At 67.0% G+C, this 16,026-nt stretch carries 18 protein-coding genes; 10 read left to right on the forward strand and 8 right to left on the reverse strand.

Annotation, left to right across the window (positions count from 1 at the left end):
* Positions 1–32: 32 nt before the first annotated feature.
* Positions 33–509, forward strand: coding sequence for a thioredoxin-dependent thiol peroxidase (gene bcp / locus ACZ5YD_RS14140; protein WP_379740904.1), 477 nt, complete (start codon positions 33–35; stop codon positions 507–509).
* A gap of 26 nt (positions 510–535) precedes the next feature.
* Here bcp and ACZ5YD_RS14145 read toward each other — a convergent pair whose 3' ends face one another.
* The 5 genes from ACZ5YD_RS14145 to ACZ5YD_RS14165 form a co-directional block, all read right to left on the reverse strand.
* Positions 536–1,462: a DMT family transporter gene (locus ACZ5YD_RS14145; RefSeq protein WP_379741344.1), complete on the reverse strand. Its 927-nt coding sequence runs from the start codon at positions 1,460–1,462 to the stop codon at positions 536–538.
* Between the two features lie 94 nt (positions 1,463–1,556).
* The gene (gene idsA3 / locus ACZ5YD_RS14150) at positions 1,557–2,609 is read right to left on the reverse strand and encodes a geranylfarnesyl diphosphate synthase (protein WP_379740901.1); all 1,053 of its coding nucleotides are present in this window, start codon (positions 2,607–2,609) and stop codon (positions 1,557–1,559) included.
* Positions 2,606–3,958: an RNase J family beta-CASP ribonuclease gene (locus ACZ5YD_RS14155; protein WP_379740898.1), complete on the reverse strand. Its 1,353-nt coding sequence runs from the start codon at positions 3,956–3,958 to the stop codon at positions 2,606–2,608. Before ACZ5YD_RS14155 ends, idsA3 begins: the two co-directional genes overlap by 4 nt.
* Positions 3,959–4,180: 222 nt before the next feature.
* The gene (locus ACZ5YD_RS14160) at positions 4,181–5,179 is read right to left on the reverse strand and encodes a YeiH family protein (protein WP_379740895.1); all 999 of its coding nucleotides are present in this window, start codon (positions 5,177–5,179) and stop codon (positions 4,181–4,183) included.
* A 2-nt stretch (positions 5,180–5,181) separates the two neighbouring features.
* Positions 5,182–5,313, reverse strand: coding sequence for a hypothetical protein (locus ACZ5YD_RS14165; RefSeq protein WP_379740892.1), 132 nt, complete (start codon positions 5,311–5,313; stop codon positions 5,182–5,184).
* Positions 5,314–5,718: 405 nt separating this feature from the next.
* Between ACZ5YD_RS14165 and ACZ5YD_RS14170 the strand changes: the two genes are divergently transcribed.
* From ACZ5YD_RS14170 to ACZ5YD_RS14190, 5 genes are all read left to right on the forward strand, one after another.
* Positions 5,719–6,567 carry a hypothetical protein gene (locus tag ACZ5YD_RS14170; protein ID WP_379740889.1) on the forward strand — a complete coding sequence of 283 codons (849 nt, stop codon included), beginning with the start codon at positions 5,719–5,721 and terminating at the stop codon, positions 6,565–6,567.
* A 10-nt stretch (positions 6,568–6,577) separates the two neighbouring features.
* Positions 6,578–7,231 carry a hypothetical protein gene (locus tag ACZ5YD_RS14175; RefSeq protein WP_379740886.1) on the forward strand — a complete coding sequence of 218 codons (654 nt, stop codon included), beginning with the start codon at positions 6,578–6,580 and terminating at the stop codon, positions 7,229–7,231.
* Positions 7,232–7,233: 2 nt separating this feature from the next.
* Positions 7,234–8,304 (forward strand): helix-hairpin-helix domain-containing protein, encoded by a 1,071-nt coding sequence (locus ACZ5YD_RS14180; RefSeq protein WP_379740884.1) that lies wholly within the window; start codon positions 7,234–7,236, stop codon positions 8,302–8,304.
* A 141-nt stretch (positions 8,305–8,445) separates the two neighbouring features.
* A complete protein-coding gene (locus tag ACZ5YD_RS14185) occupies positions 8,446–8,682 on the forward strand; it encodes an LSM domain-containing protein (RefSeq protein WP_379740881.1) in 237 nt (78 codons plus the stop codon).
* The gene (locus ACZ5YD_RS14190) at positions 8,679–8,855 is read left to right on the forward strand and encodes a 50S ribosomal protein L37e (protein WP_021074254.1); all 177 of its coding nucleotides are present in this window, start codon (positions 8,679–8,681) and stop codon (positions 8,853–8,855) included. Before ACZ5YD_RS14185 ends, ACZ5YD_RS14190 begins: the two co-directional genes overlap by 4 nt.
* Positions 8,856–8,962: 107 nt before the next feature.
* Here ACZ5YD_RS14190 and ACZ5YD_RS14195 read toward each other — a convergent pair whose 3' ends face one another.
* The gene (locus ACZ5YD_RS14195) at positions 8,963–9,736 is read right to left on the reverse strand and encodes an alpha/beta fold hydrolase (RefSeq protein WP_379740877.1); all 774 of its coding nucleotides are present in this window, start codon (positions 9,734–9,736) and stop codon (positions 8,963–8,965) included.
* A 220-nt stretch (positions 9,737–9,956) separates the two neighbouring features.
* On the opposite strand from ACZ5YD_RS14195, the gene ACZ5YD_RS14200 reads away from it, so the two are divergent.
* The 3 genes from ACZ5YD_RS14200 (at position 9,957) to ACZ5YD_RS14210 (ending at position 13,504) form a co-directional block, all read left to right on the forward strand.
* Entirely contained in the window at positions 9,957–10,202 is a 246-nt protein-coding gene (locus ACZ5YD_RS14200; protein WP_379740874.1) for a DUF7127 family protein, read from the forward strand.
* Positions 10,199–12,475 carry a CDC48 family AAA ATPase gene (locus ACZ5YD_RS14205; RefSeq protein WP_379740871.1) on the forward strand — a complete coding sequence of 759 codons (2,277 nt, stop codon included), beginning with the start codon at positions 10,199–10,201 and terminating at the stop codon, positions 12,473–12,475. The genes ACZ5YD_RS14200 and ACZ5YD_RS14205 overlap by 4 nt, the downstream gene beginning before the upstream one ends.
* Before the next feature lie 318 nt (positions 12,476–12,793).
* Complete coding sequence (locus ACZ5YD_RS14210) at positions 12,794–13,504, forward strand: TMEM165/GDT1 family protein (protein WP_379740868.1); 711 nt, start codon at positions 12,794–12,796, stop codon at positions 13,502–13,504.
* A gap of 78 nt (positions 13,505–13,582) precedes the next feature.
* Here ACZ5YD_RS14210 and ACZ5YD_RS14215 read toward each other — a convergent pair whose 3' ends face one another.
* Together ACZ5YD_RS14215 and ACZ5YD_RS14220 are read right to left on the reverse strand one after the other, a co-directional pair.
* Positions 13,583–14,572 (reverse strand): aldo/keto reductase, encoded by a 990-nt coding sequence (locus tag ACZ5YD_RS14215; RefSeq protein ID WP_379740865.1) that lies wholly within the window; start codon positions 14,570–14,572, stop codon positions 13,583–13,585.
* 50 nt (positions 14,573–14,622) lie between these two features.
* A complete protein-coding gene (locus ACZ5YD_RS14220) occupies positions 14,623–15,366 on the reverse strand; it encodes a DUF47 domain-containing protein (RefSeq protein ID WP_379740862.1) in 744 nt (247 codons plus the stop codon).
* 185 nt (positions 15,367–15,551) lie between these two features.
* On the opposite strand from ACZ5YD_RS14220, the gene ACZ5YD_RS14225 reads away from it, so the two are divergent.
* Complete coding sequence (locus ACZ5YD_RS14225; protein WP_379741341.1) at positions 15,552–16,025, forward strand: hypothetical protein; 474 nt, start codon at positions 15,552–15,554, stop codon at positions 16,023–16,025.
* Position 16,026: the final 1 nt, after the last annotated feature.

A 16,026-nucleotide genomic window follows, 5' to 3' on the forward strand; every position in this document is an offset into this window, starting at 1 on the left:
GTGTTTTTGTTGCCGCCCCGCCACCTCGGAGCATGCTCGAAGTCGGCGCCACCGCACCCACGTTCTCGCTTTCGAACCACCGCGGCGAGGACGTCTCGCTCGAGTCGATCGACGCCGAGTACGTCGTCGTCTACTTCTACCCCCGAGCCGACACGCCCGGCTGTACGACCGAGGCGTGCGGCTTCCGTGATCGATGGGACGCCTTTGCGGACGCCGACGTGACCGTCGTCGGGATCAGCGACGATCCGGTCGAGGACCTCGAGTCGTTCGCCGCGAAACACGACCTCCCGTTCGATCTGCTCTCCGATCCCGACGGGGCCGTGGCGTCGGCCTACGACTCCTACGGGGAGAAGAACGTCTTCGGAAACGTCGTCGACGGGACGTTTCGAAACACGTACGTCGTCGACTCCGACGGGGAGATCGTCCTCGCCTACGAGGGCGTCGACCCGGAGGCACACGCCGAGGCGATCCTCGAGGACCTTCGGTCAGTCCGATCGACCGACGATTGAAGCGTCCCGGAGACGACCGATCCCTCTCAGCGACGGCCGCCGATCGCCGCCCGGATCCCGGGCAGTTCCCGACGGATCGCCTCGCGTTTGACGAGCACGAACCCGACCACGATGACGCCGAACCCCGCGACCGTCCAGCCCGTCACGGCCTCGCCCAACAGCGCCCAGCCGGCCACCGTCGTCACCACCGGTACGACGTAGGAGGTCAAGTTGATCTGGAAGGCGCCGAGCCGCGAGAGCAGTTCGAAGTAGATCGCAAAGGCGATCGCACTCGAGAACACGCCGAGGAAAACGACCGCGACGACCGCCAACGGCTCGGTGGAGGGAGGCATCTGCGGCTCCCCGCGAAGGAGGCTGAAGGCGTGTAACACGCTCGCGCCGAAGAGCATGGCCCACGCCGTGAGCGTCAGACTCGAGAAGGAGGGATCGAGTTCCTGGAGTCCCACGCTCCCGACCGCGGCCGCGATGACGCCGACCAGGATGATCGAGACGCCGAGGGTGACTCCCGACGAGAGGTTCGCCGGATCGGGCTGGGCGACGAGGGCGACGCCGAGGAACGCCAGCCCGATCCCGACCACGTCGCGGCCGTCGATCCGCGCGTCGGCGACGACCAGGGCGGCGACCGCGGCGGTGGCGATCGGTACGAGGCTGTAGGTCACGGCCGCGATGCCGCTCGTGGTGTACTGCTGGCCGATGAACAGGACGGAGTTGTTGACGCCGATCGAGAGCCCGCCGCTGAAGGCGATCGCCAGCAGGTCATCGCGCGTTCGCGGCGGCGCTCCGCCCCGGTATCCGAGCGCGTACCCGGCGAGAACGATCGCGGCGAGATCGAACCGGTAGGCCGCAAACAGGACCGACGGGTAGAACTCTAATCCGATCTCGATGGCGATGAACGAGCCGCCCCACAGGGTGGAAAGCAGGAGGAATCCGGCCGCATCACGATAGCGGGACACGATCCGATCGCGGGCCCGGGGGGACATACCTCCTCGCATCCCCGGACGACTTGCCGGATGTCGACCACGGGACGACCGACTGGGGTCCGCTGGGTCAGTAACCGCGGCTGATCAGGTACTCCGCGATCTCCGCGAGCCGCCGGCGCGCCTCATTGTCGGGGAGGACCTCGAGGTGCCGCTTCGAGCGCTCGGTGAGCTCCTCCGCCTTCTCGCGGGCGTAGTCTATCGATCCCGACTCCTCGAGGGCGGCGACGGCCGACTCGACTTCGGACTCGGTCACTTCCGCCGGCGTCTCCGCGTCGACGAGGGCGTCGACGTCGACGCCCTGTTGACGGGCGTGAAGCGTGATGAGCGTCTCCTTGCCCTCCACGAGGTCGGAGCCGCGCTGCTTTCCGAGATCCTCGGAGGGAACCGTCAGATCGAGGACGTCGTCCTGGATCTGGAAGGCCCGCCCGGAGTCGATCCCGTAGCGATACAGGGCGTCGACGACCTCCTCGTCGGCGCCCAACAGGACGGCCGGCGTCGAGGCGGCCGCCCCGTAGAGGACCGCCGTCTTCAACTCGACCATCTCCAGATACTCCTCGGGGAGAACCTCCGCACGCCGCTCGAATGCGACGTCGAGCGCCTGCCCCTCGCAGATCCGGGTGCACGTCGAGGCGAGCAGCCGCATCGCCTCCAGGCCGTTTTTCGGATCGGCGCCCGTCTCGGACATGATCTCGAAGGCCTTCGAGTAGAGCGTGTCGCCGGCGAGGATGGCCGTCGACGTGTCGTAGGCCTCGTGGACGGCCGGAACGCCGCGTCTGAGGTCGTCCTCGTCCATGATGTCGTCGTGGATCAGCGTGAACGACTGGATGACCTCGATCGAGACGGCAGCACGCATCAGATCGACGGGGTCGCCGGAAACGGCGGGGAACGAGCGATACTCGACGTCCGACGACTCGACGTCGACGTCGGCGATCGCCTCGCCCGCCAGTAGCGCGACCGTCGGCCGGAGGCGTTTGCCGCCGGCCTCGAGGATGTATCGCGAGGCCTCGTACAGCCGCTCCGGCTCGGCCAGCGGCAGCTCCTCGTCGATCGCGGCGTTGACGAGTTCGCGCCGCGTGCGGATGGTCTCGAGTACCCGTTCCTCCGTCGCTTCGTTCGTCATTCGACGAGCTGGAAGGTGTTCCCGTTCTGTGTGACGTGGAGGTCACGCCCGAGTTCGTAGCCCTGGGAACGACACAGGTCGACGTACGGCGCGAATCCTTCGAGGTTCTGGTGGGCCGGAATGACGTGTTGGGGCTGGAGGGCATCGAGCATCGTGTAGTGGCCCTCCTCGCGCAGGTGGCCGGAGACGTGGATGTCGTCGTAGATCCGGGCGCCCTGCATCCGGAGCAGCTGTTCGGACTGGTAGCGCTGGCCCTCGTTGGTCGGCTCCGGGATGACCCGGGCGCTGAAGATGACCTTGTCGCCGTCGTCCAGCTCGTAGGGGGTCTCGCCGCGGCCCATCCGGGTGAGCATCGCGCGCGGCTCGCCCTGGTGGCCCGTGACGATGGGCAGGTAGTCCTCCTTGCCCTCCTTCATGATCCGCTTGAACGTCCGGTCGACGGACTTCCGGTGGCCGTACATCCCCAGGTCGCCGGGGAAGTCGACGAAGTCGAGACGCTCCGCAGTCCCGGAGTACTTCTCCATCGAACGGCCGAGCAGGACGGGCTGGCGACCGATGTCCCGGGCGAACTCGACGAGACTCGAGACCCGTGCGATGTGGGAGGAGAACGTCGTTGCGACGATCCCGCCGTCGTAGTCCTCGACCGAGCGCATCACGTCGCGAAGGTGTTCGCGCGCGACCGACTCGGAGGGGGTCCGACCCTTGCGTCCGGCGTTCGTACAGTCCTCGATGTACGCGAGCACGCCCCCGTCCTCGCGGCCGATCTGGCGGAACCGGTCCATGTCGATCGGGTCCCCGATGACCGGCGAGTGGTCCATCCGCTTGTCGAGACCGTACACGATGGCGCCCTCGGGCGTGTGGAGGACCGGGTTGATCGCGTCGATGATCGAGTGAGTGACGTTGACGAACTCGAGTTCCACCTGCTCGGAGTCGCCGATCCGCATCGTCCCGCCCGGGTTCATCTTGATCAGGTCGTTGTCGACCTGGAACTTGCTCTCGCCCTGGATCTGCTGTTTGACGAGCTCGATCGTGAACGGCGTCGCCACGACCGGCGCGTCATAGCGGTGGGCGAGCTTCGGGATGGCCGCGATGTGGTCGAGGTGCCCGTGTGTGGGCACGATCGCCTGGACGTCGCCCTCCAGTTCGGACATCACCCGGTCGTCCGGGATGGCGCCCATGTCGATCAGATCGAGGCTGTGCAGCTTCTCAGTCTCCACGTTGTCGTGGATCAGGACCTTGCTCAGGTTCAGGCCCATGTCGAAGATGACGATGTCGTCCCCCGCACGGACGGCAGTCATCTGTCGGCCGACCTCTTCGTATCCGCCTATCGTTGCGATTTCTATTTCCATAGTTGTCTCCTCGAGCATCCAAAGCCGCGTACACGGCGATACTGCTCACTGAAACCCGCAATCTGGGGGCCAAGGCCCCGGCGTCTTACAGCGCGTCGGCGAGGGCCCCGCTACGGCCGAGCCGACACCGGCTCGCCGTGTCCCGCGGGATGGTGGTAGCTGGACGTACACGTGCGCCTCTTAAAAACTGTGTGGGTTGACCTGCGAAACCGCGGCGTTCGATCAAAAGACCGCTCGGAGGACGAGGAGGACCGACGTGCTCACCACGAACAGCCCCGCGAGCACGACGGCCGCCGGACGCATCCCGACGTCGAAAAACTCCCTGACGTCGATGCGAAACCCCAGCCCGGCGAAGGCGACGAGGAACAGCCAGCTCGAGACCCGATCCATCGCGGCGATCTGCGCGCTCGAGAACGCGCCGAGGGTCGCAAGGACCACGAGGGCGAGGAACCCGACGATGAACGCCGGAACGGTGCGCCAGATCCGAAGGAGTCGCATTCCGGTGAACGCCTCGGAACCGCCATCACGGGAGTAGTACGTCGCGTACCCCACCGCCACCGCTCCGATCAGGGCGTTTCGCGCGAGCTTGACGATCACGGCCCACTCGCCCGCGGGCTGTGAGTACGCGAACCCGGCGGCGGTCACGGGGCCGGTGCTGAACATCGTGGCGCCGGCCCACACGCCGAAGACCAGATCGGAGAGTCCGAGCGTTCGACCGACGATCGGGTAGACCACGAGGGTGACCGCATCGAAAAGCAGGATCGTCCCCGCCGCGTAGGCGACCTGGCGGCGGTCCGGATCGATGCTTGCGGCCACCGCGGCGACGGCGGAGACGCCACAGATGCTGGACCCGGCCGCGAGCAGGGATCCGAGCTTCTCGGGCACGGGCAGAAGGAACCGCGCGAGCACCTCGACGGAGACGATGCTCACACAGACGGCGGTGACGACGACGAGGAGGACCGGTCCGCCCGCCTCGATCAGGCGCTCGAGGCCGACGCTCGCCCCCATGAGGACGATTCCCGCCTCCAGCCAGCGGCCGTGGGTGTCGACGCCCGGCTCGGCCGATTCGGGAATCCCGACGGCGTTCGCGATCAGGGCGCTCACGCCGATGACCACGACGAGGGGACTGCCGAGCGGAACGAACTCCGCCAGCCACCGGGCGATCAGTCCGCACACGACGAGCAGCGCGAGTCCGGGCACGAGACGGCGGATACCGGACATATTCACCTCGAGATGTCGGCGTCGATCCGGCTTTCGCGAGCGGACACGGCGGGCGTCTCTCGGGAGAGACGTTCGCCATCGAGGGTCGCAAGCGCCCCGTCGAACGCCTCACTCGGCGGCGGTCGTCGGATCACTGTCCGCGATTTCGACCCGCGACGGTTAACGCTGCTGGTGGCCACTCGTTTGTCGCGGATGTCGGCGAGTATCTCCGATTCTGGGGACACGCACCCGACCACGACAACGATGATCGGCTTGTCGCGGTAGCGAAGCCGGAGATTCGAACCCGAAGATGCGAAGCCGGAGATGTGCTGTGGAGGATGCAACGCCGGAGATTCGACGTGGAGGATGTGACGTCGGAAGGTGACCCCACGTTGAGGGGTGATCGACGTCGCGAGCGTACGATCGTCGTCGGTTTAAACGCTCCAAATTGCCGGGAACGGCTGGACCACGTGCTATCGGTTCCGATCGGAGTCACGCGTGGGTATATATATGATAAATAACTAAGGTGTCTCGGCTGAACGTTCATGGTAGGTGATATCATGCCAAAAGCCGGAGAAGCGATAGAAAACGCGGCGCGACTCGAGGAGATCGAGTTTCCGGAGTTCACCTCCCAGCTGATCTCCGATACGTTCAACGCGATCGTCACCTCGATGATCCGCCAGCAGGAGGCGTACGCCGACCTGCTGGAGAAGGTCTCACAGTCCGTGGCGGACTTCGAACAGGAGTCCGTGAGCGCGCGCGACGTGACCCAGTGGCTCATCGGGAACTTTCCGGGGGACTCCCGCGGGACGACCACCGTCGGCACCCTCGACGATCCGGGTACGCTCTCGGAGACGGAACTGGAGATCCTCGAACGCAAGCTCACCTCCCAGGTCGAGGAGATCGGCGTCGAACTCCCCGGTCCGGGCGACGCCTCGGGCGGAAACGGCGACGAGGCGACCTACGACCTCACCGAGGACGACGTCGGGAACATCCGTGACGCGGCGCGACGGAAGATCGCTCGCCCCCGTCTCGAGGCCCTCCAGGACCTCGTCTCCCAGGGGATCGTCAGGGTCGTCGTCGACGACGGAACGATCGAGACGCGCGTGATCTTCGAGACGGTCGCCTCGGAGTACGACACCTCGAGCACGTACGAGAGCGAACGGACCCGAAGCCAGTACGGCGGGCGAGCGGGCCTGACCCTCGGGTCGTTCTCCATCGGCGGGTACGGCAGCCGGCAGACGACCTCCGTCTCGACGATGACCGAACGCGAGCGTTCGAGCAGCCGGGCCAGCGTCGAGATCATGGGCGGCGTGACGATCAACGTCCGCGGCGACTATCAGGCGCTCCGCCCCGAGGGCGGAGGCGAGGGAGAAGGCGGCGGAGGCGGGGGCGGAGGCCCCGCCTGATCCTCCGACGGTGCCGTCGTTATCCACCGTCGTCTCCTCGCTCGTTCGGGACGCGGCCGCAGGCGCGACCGCCGGCGAGCGGGTCGCGGCGCTCGACCGTTCGGACCTGGAGGACCGCCTCTCGGACCCGCCGGAGTCGTTCGTCGAGGAGTCCGAGATCGACGCCTTCCTCCGGGAACGCTTCCCGCCCCCGGAGGAGCCGCCGATCGACCACCTCACGAAGGCGCTCCACCCGGCCGTCCGCGATCGCTACCTCGAGAGCTGGCAGCCCGGCGAGACGGCGATTCGCCCCTACGAGGTTTTCCTCCACCCGGCCGACGTCGGCGAGGACGGCCAACGTCGCTTCGAGGGGCTCGAACGACTACCCGGGCTCGATCCGGCGGACCTCCCGCTGGAACGCCGCGGGGATCTCCCGTTCTTGACGCCGGAGGCGGTCGGCCGGATCCGGGACGCCGCCGCGAACGCGATCGGAACCCGACGACGCGATGCGATCCGGACCGTCGCCGAATCCGGGATCCCCGAGCCGGTCGTCGAGGACGTCGAAATGGACGTCAAGCTCGCGATCGACGAGGACCTCGACGCGAGGGCGATAGACGCACGGGCGGCGACCGGCGTCGAATCGCAGGCCGTCTGCAGCCTCTCGGCGCGAATGCACTTCAGGTGACCGTGACCATGGTACGACTCGGCGATCTGTTGATCGAGGTTCGAAACGAGATCCAACGAGGCATCGACGCGATCGAGGTCGAGTCCGACGCCGCCGACCGGGAGGGCCCGAACGTCGAGGTGGCGTCGGTCGAACTCGACATTCCCTTCGGGGTCTCCGAGGAGACGAGCGACGGTGAGCCTTCAGCGGAGGAGGCCCTCGAGAGAGGATCGCTCGCGAAGGAGGCCTCTCCGACGGAGTCGCCCGGGGATGAGTCGGCCGCGGAGGGGGATGGGGAAAGAACGGAGAAGGGGGAGAGACGCCCGACCGCCGACCTCGACGTTCGCCCCGGCGCGGCGGGCGGCACCTTCTCGGTTCGGTTCGCGCCGAGCGCGCGACGTCGACGAACTCGGTCGGCCGATCGGAAAGCGGAGGGATCCGCCGACGGCACGCCCGACGCGCTCCGGTCGATGGACCCGCTGATCGCCGATCGGATGCCCCCCTCGTGGTTCCCCGACGGGATGGACCGCGGGAGCGAGAGCGGCGACCGGGACGTCCAAGGACCGGAACGGGGCGGGATGGCGGGATCGGTCCTCGCCGGAACCCACCCGACGTTGATCGATCCGCCGGACGTCGACGAGGGGGAATCCGCCCCCGGTTCCGACGGCGGAAACGGGCCGGGGACGGGATGGGAATCCGACTTCGAGGTCGACGCCGACACGCCCCTCGAGGCGGTTCCCGGCGTCGGCGACACCTACGGGGAGCGACTCAGGGAGGGCGGGATACGTGACGTTCCCTCGCTCGCCGAGGTTCCGGCCGACCGGCTCGCGGAGGTGATAGACGCCGGATCGCGGCGGTCCTCCCGGATCGTTCGGACCGCCGAGTTGATGTGTCTCGGCGTGAGACCTGACACGGCTCGACTGCTCGCGGTCGCCGGCTTCGACGGGGACCGGCTCGCGGCGACGCGTCCCGACGACGTCCTCCGAGCGGTTCGCGACGTGCTTCCCGAAGTACGGCTTCCGGACGGCTACGACCCCGACGAGTCCGAACTCCGCTGGGTCCTGGAACGTGCACGAGAGACACGGGAGGAGTGAACCCGAGGGGATGGGCAGTGGAGGAGGTGGCCCTCTGTGGGGATGGTGGTGAACGGAGCGAGATGATGTCGGGCGTGTCGGACGTTCTCGCCCCCGTCCGGTCCCGGTATTTTTAATACCTCGACGGGAGGCGCATAGGACATGAGTGGCCGACCCCTCGACGTCCTCGAATCGTCGCTCGACGATCCCGTAACCGTCCACCTCAAGGACGGAACCACGTACTACGGGCTGTTGGCCGGATACGATCAGCACATGAACCTCGTGATCGACCCGGAGACGGCGGAGGCGGACCGGGTCCCCGACGAGGAGGACTTCGCCGTCGCGGTCGAAGACACAACGATTATACGCGGCGATAACGTCGTCACGATCAACGCATGACTGGAGCCGGTACGCCCTCTCAAGGGAAAAAGAACAAGACGGTCCACGTGAAGTGTCGACGTTGCGGCGAGAAGTCCTACCACCTCAAGAAGGAGCGCTGCTCCTCGTGTGGATTCGGCAAGTCGGCCAAGCGTCGCGAGTACGCCTGGCAGTCGAAGTCCGGCGACAACTGACCGCGAACGACCGACCCGACGACAGCGACCGCCGTTTCTCCACGATCTCGTTTCGACCCGTCCGAGAGCTGCGCGGCCGTGGTCGAACACGAAGAACGCCGAATGTCTCAGAGCCGATCGAGGAACTCCGCGAGGACGGCGTTGAAAGCCGCCGGCTGCTCGATCATCGCGAGGTGGGCGGCGTCCGCGACGAGGGCCCGTTCGCAGTTCGGGATCTCAGCGGCGAGGAACTCGTGATACGACGGCGGCGTGAGCCGGTCGTGTTCTCCGACGACCGCGAGGACGGGAGCGTCGATCGCCGACAGGCGGTCGCGAACGTCGAACTCGTGGCAGGTTCGAAAGTCCCGCTCGACGGTCGCCCCCCCGACCTCCCGCATCGCCGCCCGTGACTCCTCGCGGTACTCCTCGGGTGCGTCGTGAAACAGCCGGCCGTCCGCGTGGAGGAACTCGATCGCCCGCTCGAAGTCGTCGGCGAGCCATCCGAGGAGGTCCTGGAGGACGGCGAGTTTCGCGCCGGTTCCCTGCAGAACGAGCCCATCGAGATCCGTCTCGTCGGCGCGTTCGATCGCGATCCACTGGGCGACGGCGCCGCCGAGCGAGTTGCCACAGAGGACGCTCGCGCCCGTCTCGTTCGCGACGGCGAGCACGTCGGCTGCATAGGCGTCGAGGGTCTCAACGCCGGGAGCGGCCTCGACGTCCGCGCTTTCGCCGTGGCCCGACAGATCGAGGGCGACGATCGAGCGCTCCCGCAGACGCGCCTGCGCCCTCCAGACGGCGTGTGTACCCCCGCTTCCGTGGATGCAAAGCGTCGTCGGACCGTCGTCTCCGTCGGCGAGAACGCGATAGGCCGTCTCGCGGCCGTGGTGGGTGACCCGTTCCATGCGGTCGCTTGGATCGCGAGGTACAAAAAGCGGTCCCGCGCAAGCGATCGCTCATAGCGGAGGGGAACACCCGAGTACGTCCGGGTCGATAGAAGTCGACCGGAGCGGATTCGATGTCTCGAACTGCAAACAATCTCTCGATGGTTGACTCGACGCCTTCCTGCGGTATATCGACGAAAGGTTTATATAGTTACTCGCCTAACTTGGAGTTAGGATTAGAATGAGACAGACCCAATTCACCGACGGCGACGCGCAGGTTCGCCGCTACGAGTATCCGGACCGATGGGTCCTCGCGGCCGATCTCGGCGTCGCCGACGATCAGGTCACCGTCGACACCGTCGGTGACACGGCGATCGTCGTCATCGACCGGAACGGGACGGAGGCCGAAACGGAGTTCGACCTCCCCGGACCGGCCGCGGACGTCGCGGTTCGAAACGGCGTGTTGACGATCGAGGTGGAGCGATGAAGCTCACCGTCAAGCCGCTGAAACAGAAGGACGCCGGCCGCCGGCTGGCGGCCATCGACCGCGTGGCGGCCGAGGAGCTCGACCTCTCGGGCGGCGATTTCGTCCGCATCGAGGGGTCGACCGGAGGCGCGATCGCGCGCGTCTGGCCCGGCTACCCCGAGGATGACGGCACCGGCGTCGTTCGGATCGACGGCCGGATGCGCCAGCAGGCCGACGTCGGCATCGACGACCACGTGACCGTCGAGAAGGTCGAGGTTAAGCCCGCGGAACGCATCACGATCGCGTTGCCCCAGCGGCTCGGGATTCGCGGCAACATCGACGCGTTGATCCGCCGTGAGATCGGCGGCCAGCCCATCACGCCCGGACAGAACGTCCAGCTGCCGCTGGGCTTCGGCTTCATGGGCGGCCAGTCGCAGGCGGTCCCCCTGAAGATCGCCTCGACGACGCCCTCGGGAACGGTCGTGGTCACGGACGAGACGGAGATCGAGATCGCCGAAAAGCCCGCCGAGGAGATCATCGAGGGTCCCGCCGCCGAGAGCGGCGCCGGCGGGGACGCGACCCCGGACGTCGCCTACGAGGACATCGGCGGCCTCGACGACGAGCTCGAGCAGGTCCGTGAGATGATCGAGCTGCCGATGCGGCATCCCGAGCTGTTCAAGCGCCTCGGGATCGACCCGCCCAAGGGCGTCCTGCTTCACGGCCCGCCGGGCACCGGCAAGACGCTGATCGCGAAGGCCGTCGCCAACGAGATCGACGCCAGCTTCCATACGGTCTCGGGCCCCGAGATCATGTCGAAGTACTACGGCGAGTCCGAAGAGCAGCTGCGCGACGTCTTCGAGGAGGCCTCCGAGGACGCGCCGGCCATCATCTTCATGGACGAGCTCGACTCGATCGCCCCCAAACGCGAGGAGGCCGGCGGCGACGTCGAACGGCGGGTCGTCGCCCAGCTGCTCTCGCTCATGGACGGCCTCGAGGAGCGCGGCCAGGTCGTCGTGATCGGCGCGACGAACCGCGTGGACGCGATCGACCCCGCGCTTCGCCGCGGCGGTCGCTTCGACCGCGAGATCGAGATCGGCGTCCCCGACCGCGACGGTCGCAAGGAGATCCTCCAGGTCCACACCCGAAACATGCCGCTCGTCGACGGGATCGACCTCGACGAGTACGCCGAGAACACCCACGGCTTCGTCGGCGCGGACCTCGAGAGCCTGGCCAAGGAGTCGGCGATGCACGCGCTGCGTCGCATCCGCCCGCAGCTCGACCTCGAATCCGACGAGATCGACGCGGACGTCCTGCAGTCGATCCAGGTCACCGAACGCGACCTCAAGGAGGCGCTCAAGGGCATCGAGCCGTCCGCCCTCCGCGAGGTCTTCGTCGAGGTTCCCGACGTCACCTGGAACGACGTCGGCGGCCTCGAGGACACCAAAGAGCGGCTCCGCGAGACGATCCAGTGGCCGCTCGAGTACCCCGAGGTCTTCGACCAGCTCGACATGCAGGCCGCAAAGGGCGTGTTGATGTACGGCCCGCCGGGCACCGGCAAGACGCTGCTCGCCAAGGCCGTCGCCAACGAGTCCGAGTCGAACTTCATCTCGATCAAGGGTCCAGAGCTGTTGAACAAGTTCGTCGGGGAGTCCGAAAAGGGCGTCCGCGAGGTCTTCTCGAAGGCCCGCGAGAACGCGCCGACGATCGTGTTCTTCGACGAGATCGACTCGATCGCGACCGAGCGCGGACAGAACACCGGCGACTCCGGCGTCGGCGAGCGCGTCGTCTCCCAGCTGCTGACCGAGCTCGACGGCCTCGAGTCGCTGGAGGACGTCGTGGTGATCGCCACGACGAACCGCCCGGACCTCATCGACTCCGCGCTGTTGCGCCCCGGTCGGCTCGACCGCCACGTGCACGTGCCGGTCCCCGACGAGGAGGCTCGCCGCCGGATCTTCGAGGTCCACACGCGTGAAAAGCCCCTGGCCGACGACGTCGACCTGGACGTCCTCGCCCGGAAGACCGAGGGCTACGTCGGCGCCGACATCGAGGCGGTCGCCCGCGAGGCATCGATGAACGCCTCCCGGGAGTTCATCGCCAGCGTCGACCCCGAGGAGGTCGGCGAGTCGGTCGGAAACGTCCGGGTGACGATGGACCACTTCGAGGACGCCCTCGAGGAGGTCAACCCGAGCGTCACCGCCGAGACCCGCGAGCGCTATGCGGAGATCGAACAGCAGTTCGAGCGCTCCGAGGTCGAGACGGACGCCGAGGCCGTCCCCGGCGGCGCCTTCCAGTAGGCGCAAACGAGCCGCTCTTCAGCCTCGTCGGTCCGTTTTTCGCATCGTTCGACGGATACCGGCGTCGCTCGCTCGATTCCGGCGTCGTCCGTCCCTCCCGGCATTGTTCGACGTCTTCCGTTCGATGCGATCGAAGATCGTATTGGTGAGGACGACTCCACAGTTAGACACGTCTAATCCAGCCGGACCGATGACTATCGACCGAACCACTCGACGAGCCAGCACTCGTCGATGCGCTGCCGTGGATGCCCTCTCGACCGAGCCCCCGGGCAGCCGAAGCGGACGTCGAACGAGCCGCCGATCGCCGGGCGATCACTGATGACGACCTGGATCGAGGTCGCGACGATCGCGTTTCTCGCCCAGCTCGCGGTGTTGCCGGGCGAGAAGGTTCAGTTCATCATCGCGGCGCTCTCGACGCGATACAATCCGCTCGTGGTCGTCGCCGCGGCCGGGAGCGCCTTCGCCGGATGGACGGTGCTCGAGATCCGCTTCGGAAGCTACCTCCAGACGGTGCTCCCCGGCGTCTACCTCGATCTGTTGACCGGGATCCTGTTCCTGTTCTTCGCGGTCGCGTTGTTCCGTTCTGCGCCCTCGAGCGGCGACGTCGACGCACAGCCCGACGGCGGGCTGGCCGCGGTTCTCGACGGCGATCTCGACGTTCGCGTGCCGTATCTCGGCTGGCGGGTGCCGAACGTCATGGGCGGCTTTTTGCCCATCTTCGCGCTGATGGCCTTCGGCGAGTTCGGCGACAAGACCCAGCTCGTGACGATCGGCCTCGCCGCGCAGTACCCGGCGTTCCCGACCGCCATCTGGGCGGGCGAGATGGCCGCGATCATCCCGGTGAGCCTGCTCAACGCCTTCGTCTTCTTCCGGTTCGCACACCGTTTCGACCTCCGAAAGGCGCACTTCGTCGCGGCCGCCGCCTTCGGCTTCTTCGGCGTCGACACCCTTCAGGCCATGCTGACGGGGGTCTCCGTCTGGGACACCGTCGTCGAGACGGTGGCGTCGGTGATACTCGCGCTCGTGTGATAGCCTCGTTCGGGCAGTGGACGGTGTCGTTCGAGCGGTGGACCGGTGTCGTCCGGGACGGCGATCAGGACTGGGACGTCACTCGTGTCCGTTCACCCCGACCGGTCCGTACGGCTCCTCGAGGTACGCGAGGTCGCTCTCCGAGAGATCGATGTCGAGCGCCTCGACCGCGTCCTCCAGGTGTTCGACGCTCGTCGTCCCGATGATGGGCGCGTCAACCGTCTCCTGGTGGAGGAGCCACGCGAGCGCGATCTGCGCCATCGTGACGCCCTTGTCCGCGGCGAGTTCCGCGACGCGTTCGTTGATCTCGTCGCCGCCGTTGGCGCGGTAGGTGGCGATCCGTTCGGCGAACTCGCTGTCGTTCATGTACTCGCCGCGAACCGTATCGAGGAACTCCTCGTGGGGACGGGTGAGGTACCCCCGCGCGAGCGGGCTCCACGGAACGACCCCGATCCCCTCGCGATCACAAAGCGGGAGCATCTCTCGTTCCTCCTCGCGGTAGGCGAGGTTGTAGTGGTTCTGCATCGTCTGGAATCGCTCCAGCCCGAGGTCGTCGCTCGTGTGTAAGGCCTCCGAGAACTGGTGGGCCCACTGCGAGGAGGTGCCGATATATCGGACCTGATTCCGGCGGACGGCGTCGTCGAGCGCCCGGAGAGTCTCGTCGATCGGCGCGTCGTAGTCCCACCGATGCGTCTGATAGAGGTCGATCGTGTCCATCCCGAGGCGGTCGAGGCTGTTCGACAGCTCCTGTTCGATCGCCTTGCGCGAGAGTCCGGCGGCGTTGGGGTTCGTCTCGTCCATCTCGCCGTAGACCTTCGTGGCCACCACCTGTCGATCGCGGTCGTACCCCTCGAGGGCGTTCCCGAGGACGCGTTCCGACTCGCCGTTCGAGTAGACGTTCGCCGTATCGAAGAAGTTGATTCCGAGGTCGATCGCCCGCTCGATGATCGGCCGGCTCTCCTCCTCCTCGAGGACCCAATCGCGCCAGTCGTTCGATCCGAAGCTCATACAGCCGAGACAGATCCGGCTGACCTCCATGCCCGTGTCGCCGAGCGTCGTGTACTCCATGGTACGATCACTCGTGGATCCGGACCATAAGGGTTGTGCCCGCGTGCCGCTCACTCGAGGTCGCTCCCCCGATCGTCGAACTCGGTCGTGATCCACGCCTCGGTGCTCGAGACGAGCACCAGGGTGTCTGTCACGTCCTCCATTGCGTCACAGAGCGCGTCGAACAGGAGCGCGAACTCGCGGTGGACGAGCGGCCGATCGACGCCGTCGTCCGCGAAGGCCGTCTCGACGACCTCGTTGCGGAGCTCGTCGACCGCGCTTTCGATCCCGCGAACGCTCGCGATCTCGTCCGCGATGGTGCCTGACCGTGAGGGGGACCGAAGCAGCCGGACGTATCGCGAGACGGCCGCCGAAAGGGCGTCCATCCCCCGGATCGCAAAGCCGGCCATCTCCACGTAGCGGTCGAAGCAGTCCGCATCCCGCGGGGGGCGAACGGTGACGAGCTCCTCCGCGATCCGTTCCGCCACGTTCGCGATCACGTCCAGCCGCTGATAGAGGTCCAGCACCTGCGAGGAGTTGCGGTGGATACGGGCGTTCAACAGCCCGACGTCGGCGGCGTCGGCGTTCGTTATCTGGCCGGAGATGTCGCGTTTGAGCCGGTCACAGTCGCTCTCCAGGTTCACGATCGAGGCGGCGACGGAGTCGGTTCCGGCCGTGGTCTCGTCCGTCCCCTCCGCGAGGTACGTCTCGAGCAGCCGCGGCAGGAGCCCGACGCATTCCGAGATCCGATCGAGATAGTCCTCGGTCCGCGAGACGATCCGGTCGTCGAACCGCGAGTCGGAATCTGCGGCCATCGATCGATCCGCTCTCGGGAGGCCGAAAGTAGGTTGCTAAGAGACCTATATACCGGACCGATCCGTCCCGTATCGTTCGGTATCGATCCATCCCGTATCGTTCGGGAGCGATCTGTCCAATAGCGTTCGGGAGCGATGCCGAAGTCGGCGATGACGACTTGGTCCTCGACGCCGTCGGACCGAACATGGGTCATCCGGTCACCTACCGCTGTCCGCGCTGTGGGACGCTCGCCGCGATCGAGCGGGAGGGCTACCTCGCCGACAAGGCGGTCACCCCGTATCCGCTCGAGGGGTGGACCTACGTCGAGCCGACCGCGGAGTTCGACGTTCATCGGGAGGGAGGTGACGCCGAGACGGAGAACGCTCCCGACGGCGTGCGCTTCGTCTGCGGGAAGAGCGACGGCGTCGACTGGGACCCCTCTCCAGGAACCGCCGATGAAGAGGACGAACCGGGGGGCGAGAGACGCGATGAACCCGGTGAGATCGGCTGTGGCGAGCCCTTCTACCTCTCGTTTGTCCGGTTCGAGAACGGACGCGAGGTCGATCCCCGCTCCGACTCGACCGGAGAGCGCGTCCGGCTCGCCCTCGGCCGGGAGCCGGCGAGTCCGCGTGGCCCGTCCGGGCCGGGCGGGCCCGACGGGGACGGGTTTCGGGGATGAC

This window comes from Halopenitus salinus, assembly GCF_055397165.1.

Excerpts from the sequence above, each read along its gene's own strand:
- ACZ5YD_RS14215 (WP_379740865.1), bottom strand. The coding sequence starts at position 14,572 with ATGGAGTACACGACGCTCGGCGACACGGGCATGGAGGTCAGCCGGATC.
- ACZ5YD_RS14160 (WP_379740895.1), bottom strand. The coding sequence starts at position 5,179 with ATGTCCGGTATCCGCCGTCTCGTGCCCGGACTCGCGCTGCTCGTCGTG.
- ACZ5YD_RS14225 (WP_379741341.1), top strand. The coding sequence starts at position 15,552 with ATGGGTCATCCGGTCACCTACCGCTGTCCGCGCTGTGGGACGCTCGCC.
- ACZ5YD_RS14170 (WP_379740889.1), top strand. The coding sequence starts at position 5,719 with ATGCCAAAAGCCGGAGAAGCGATAGAAAACGCGGCGCGACTCGAGGAG.
- bcp (WP_379740904.1), top strand. The coding sequence starts at position 33 with ATGCTCGAAGTCGGCGCCACCGCACCCACGTTCTCGCTTTCGAACCAC.
- ACZ5YD_RS14205 (WP_379740871.1), top strand. The coding sequence starts at position 10,199 with ATGAAGCTCACCGTCAAGCCGCTGAAACAGAAGGACGCCGGCCGCCGG.
- ACZ5YD_RS14155 (WP_379740898.1), bottom strand. The coding sequence starts at position 3,958 with ATGGAAATAGAAATCGCAACGATAGGCGGATACGAAGAGGTCGGCCGA.
- ACZ5YD_RS14195 (WP_379740877.1), bottom strand. The coding sequence starts at position 9,736 with ATGGAACGGGTCACCCACCACGGCCGCGAGACGGCCTATCGCGTTCTC.
- ACZ5YD_RS14185 (WP_379740881.1), top strand. The coding sequence starts at position 8,446 with ATGAGTGGCCGACCCCTCGACGTCCTCGAATCGTCGCTCGACGATCCC.
- ACZ5YD_RS14200 (WP_379740874.1), top strand. The coding sequence starts at position 9,957 with ATGAGACAGACCCAATTCACCGACGGCGACGCGCAGGTTCGCCGCTAC.
- ACZ5YD_RS14220 (WP_379740862.1), bottom strand. The coding sequence starts at position 15,366 with ATGGCCGCAGATTCCGACTCGCGGTTCGACGACCGGATCGTCTCGCGG.
- ACZ5YD_RS14210 (WP_379740868.1), top strand. The coding sequence starts at position 12,794 with ATGACGACCTGGATCGAGGTCGCGACGATCGCGTTTCTCGCCCAGCTC.
- ACZ5YD_RS14190 (WP_021074254.1), top strand. The coding sequence starts at position 8,679 with ATGACTGGAGCCGGTACGCCCTCTCAAGGGAAAAAGAACAAGACGGTC.
- idsA3 (WP_379740901.1), bottom strand. The coding sequence starts at position 2,609 with ATGACGAACGAAGCGACGGAGGAACGGGTACTCGAGACCATCCGCACG.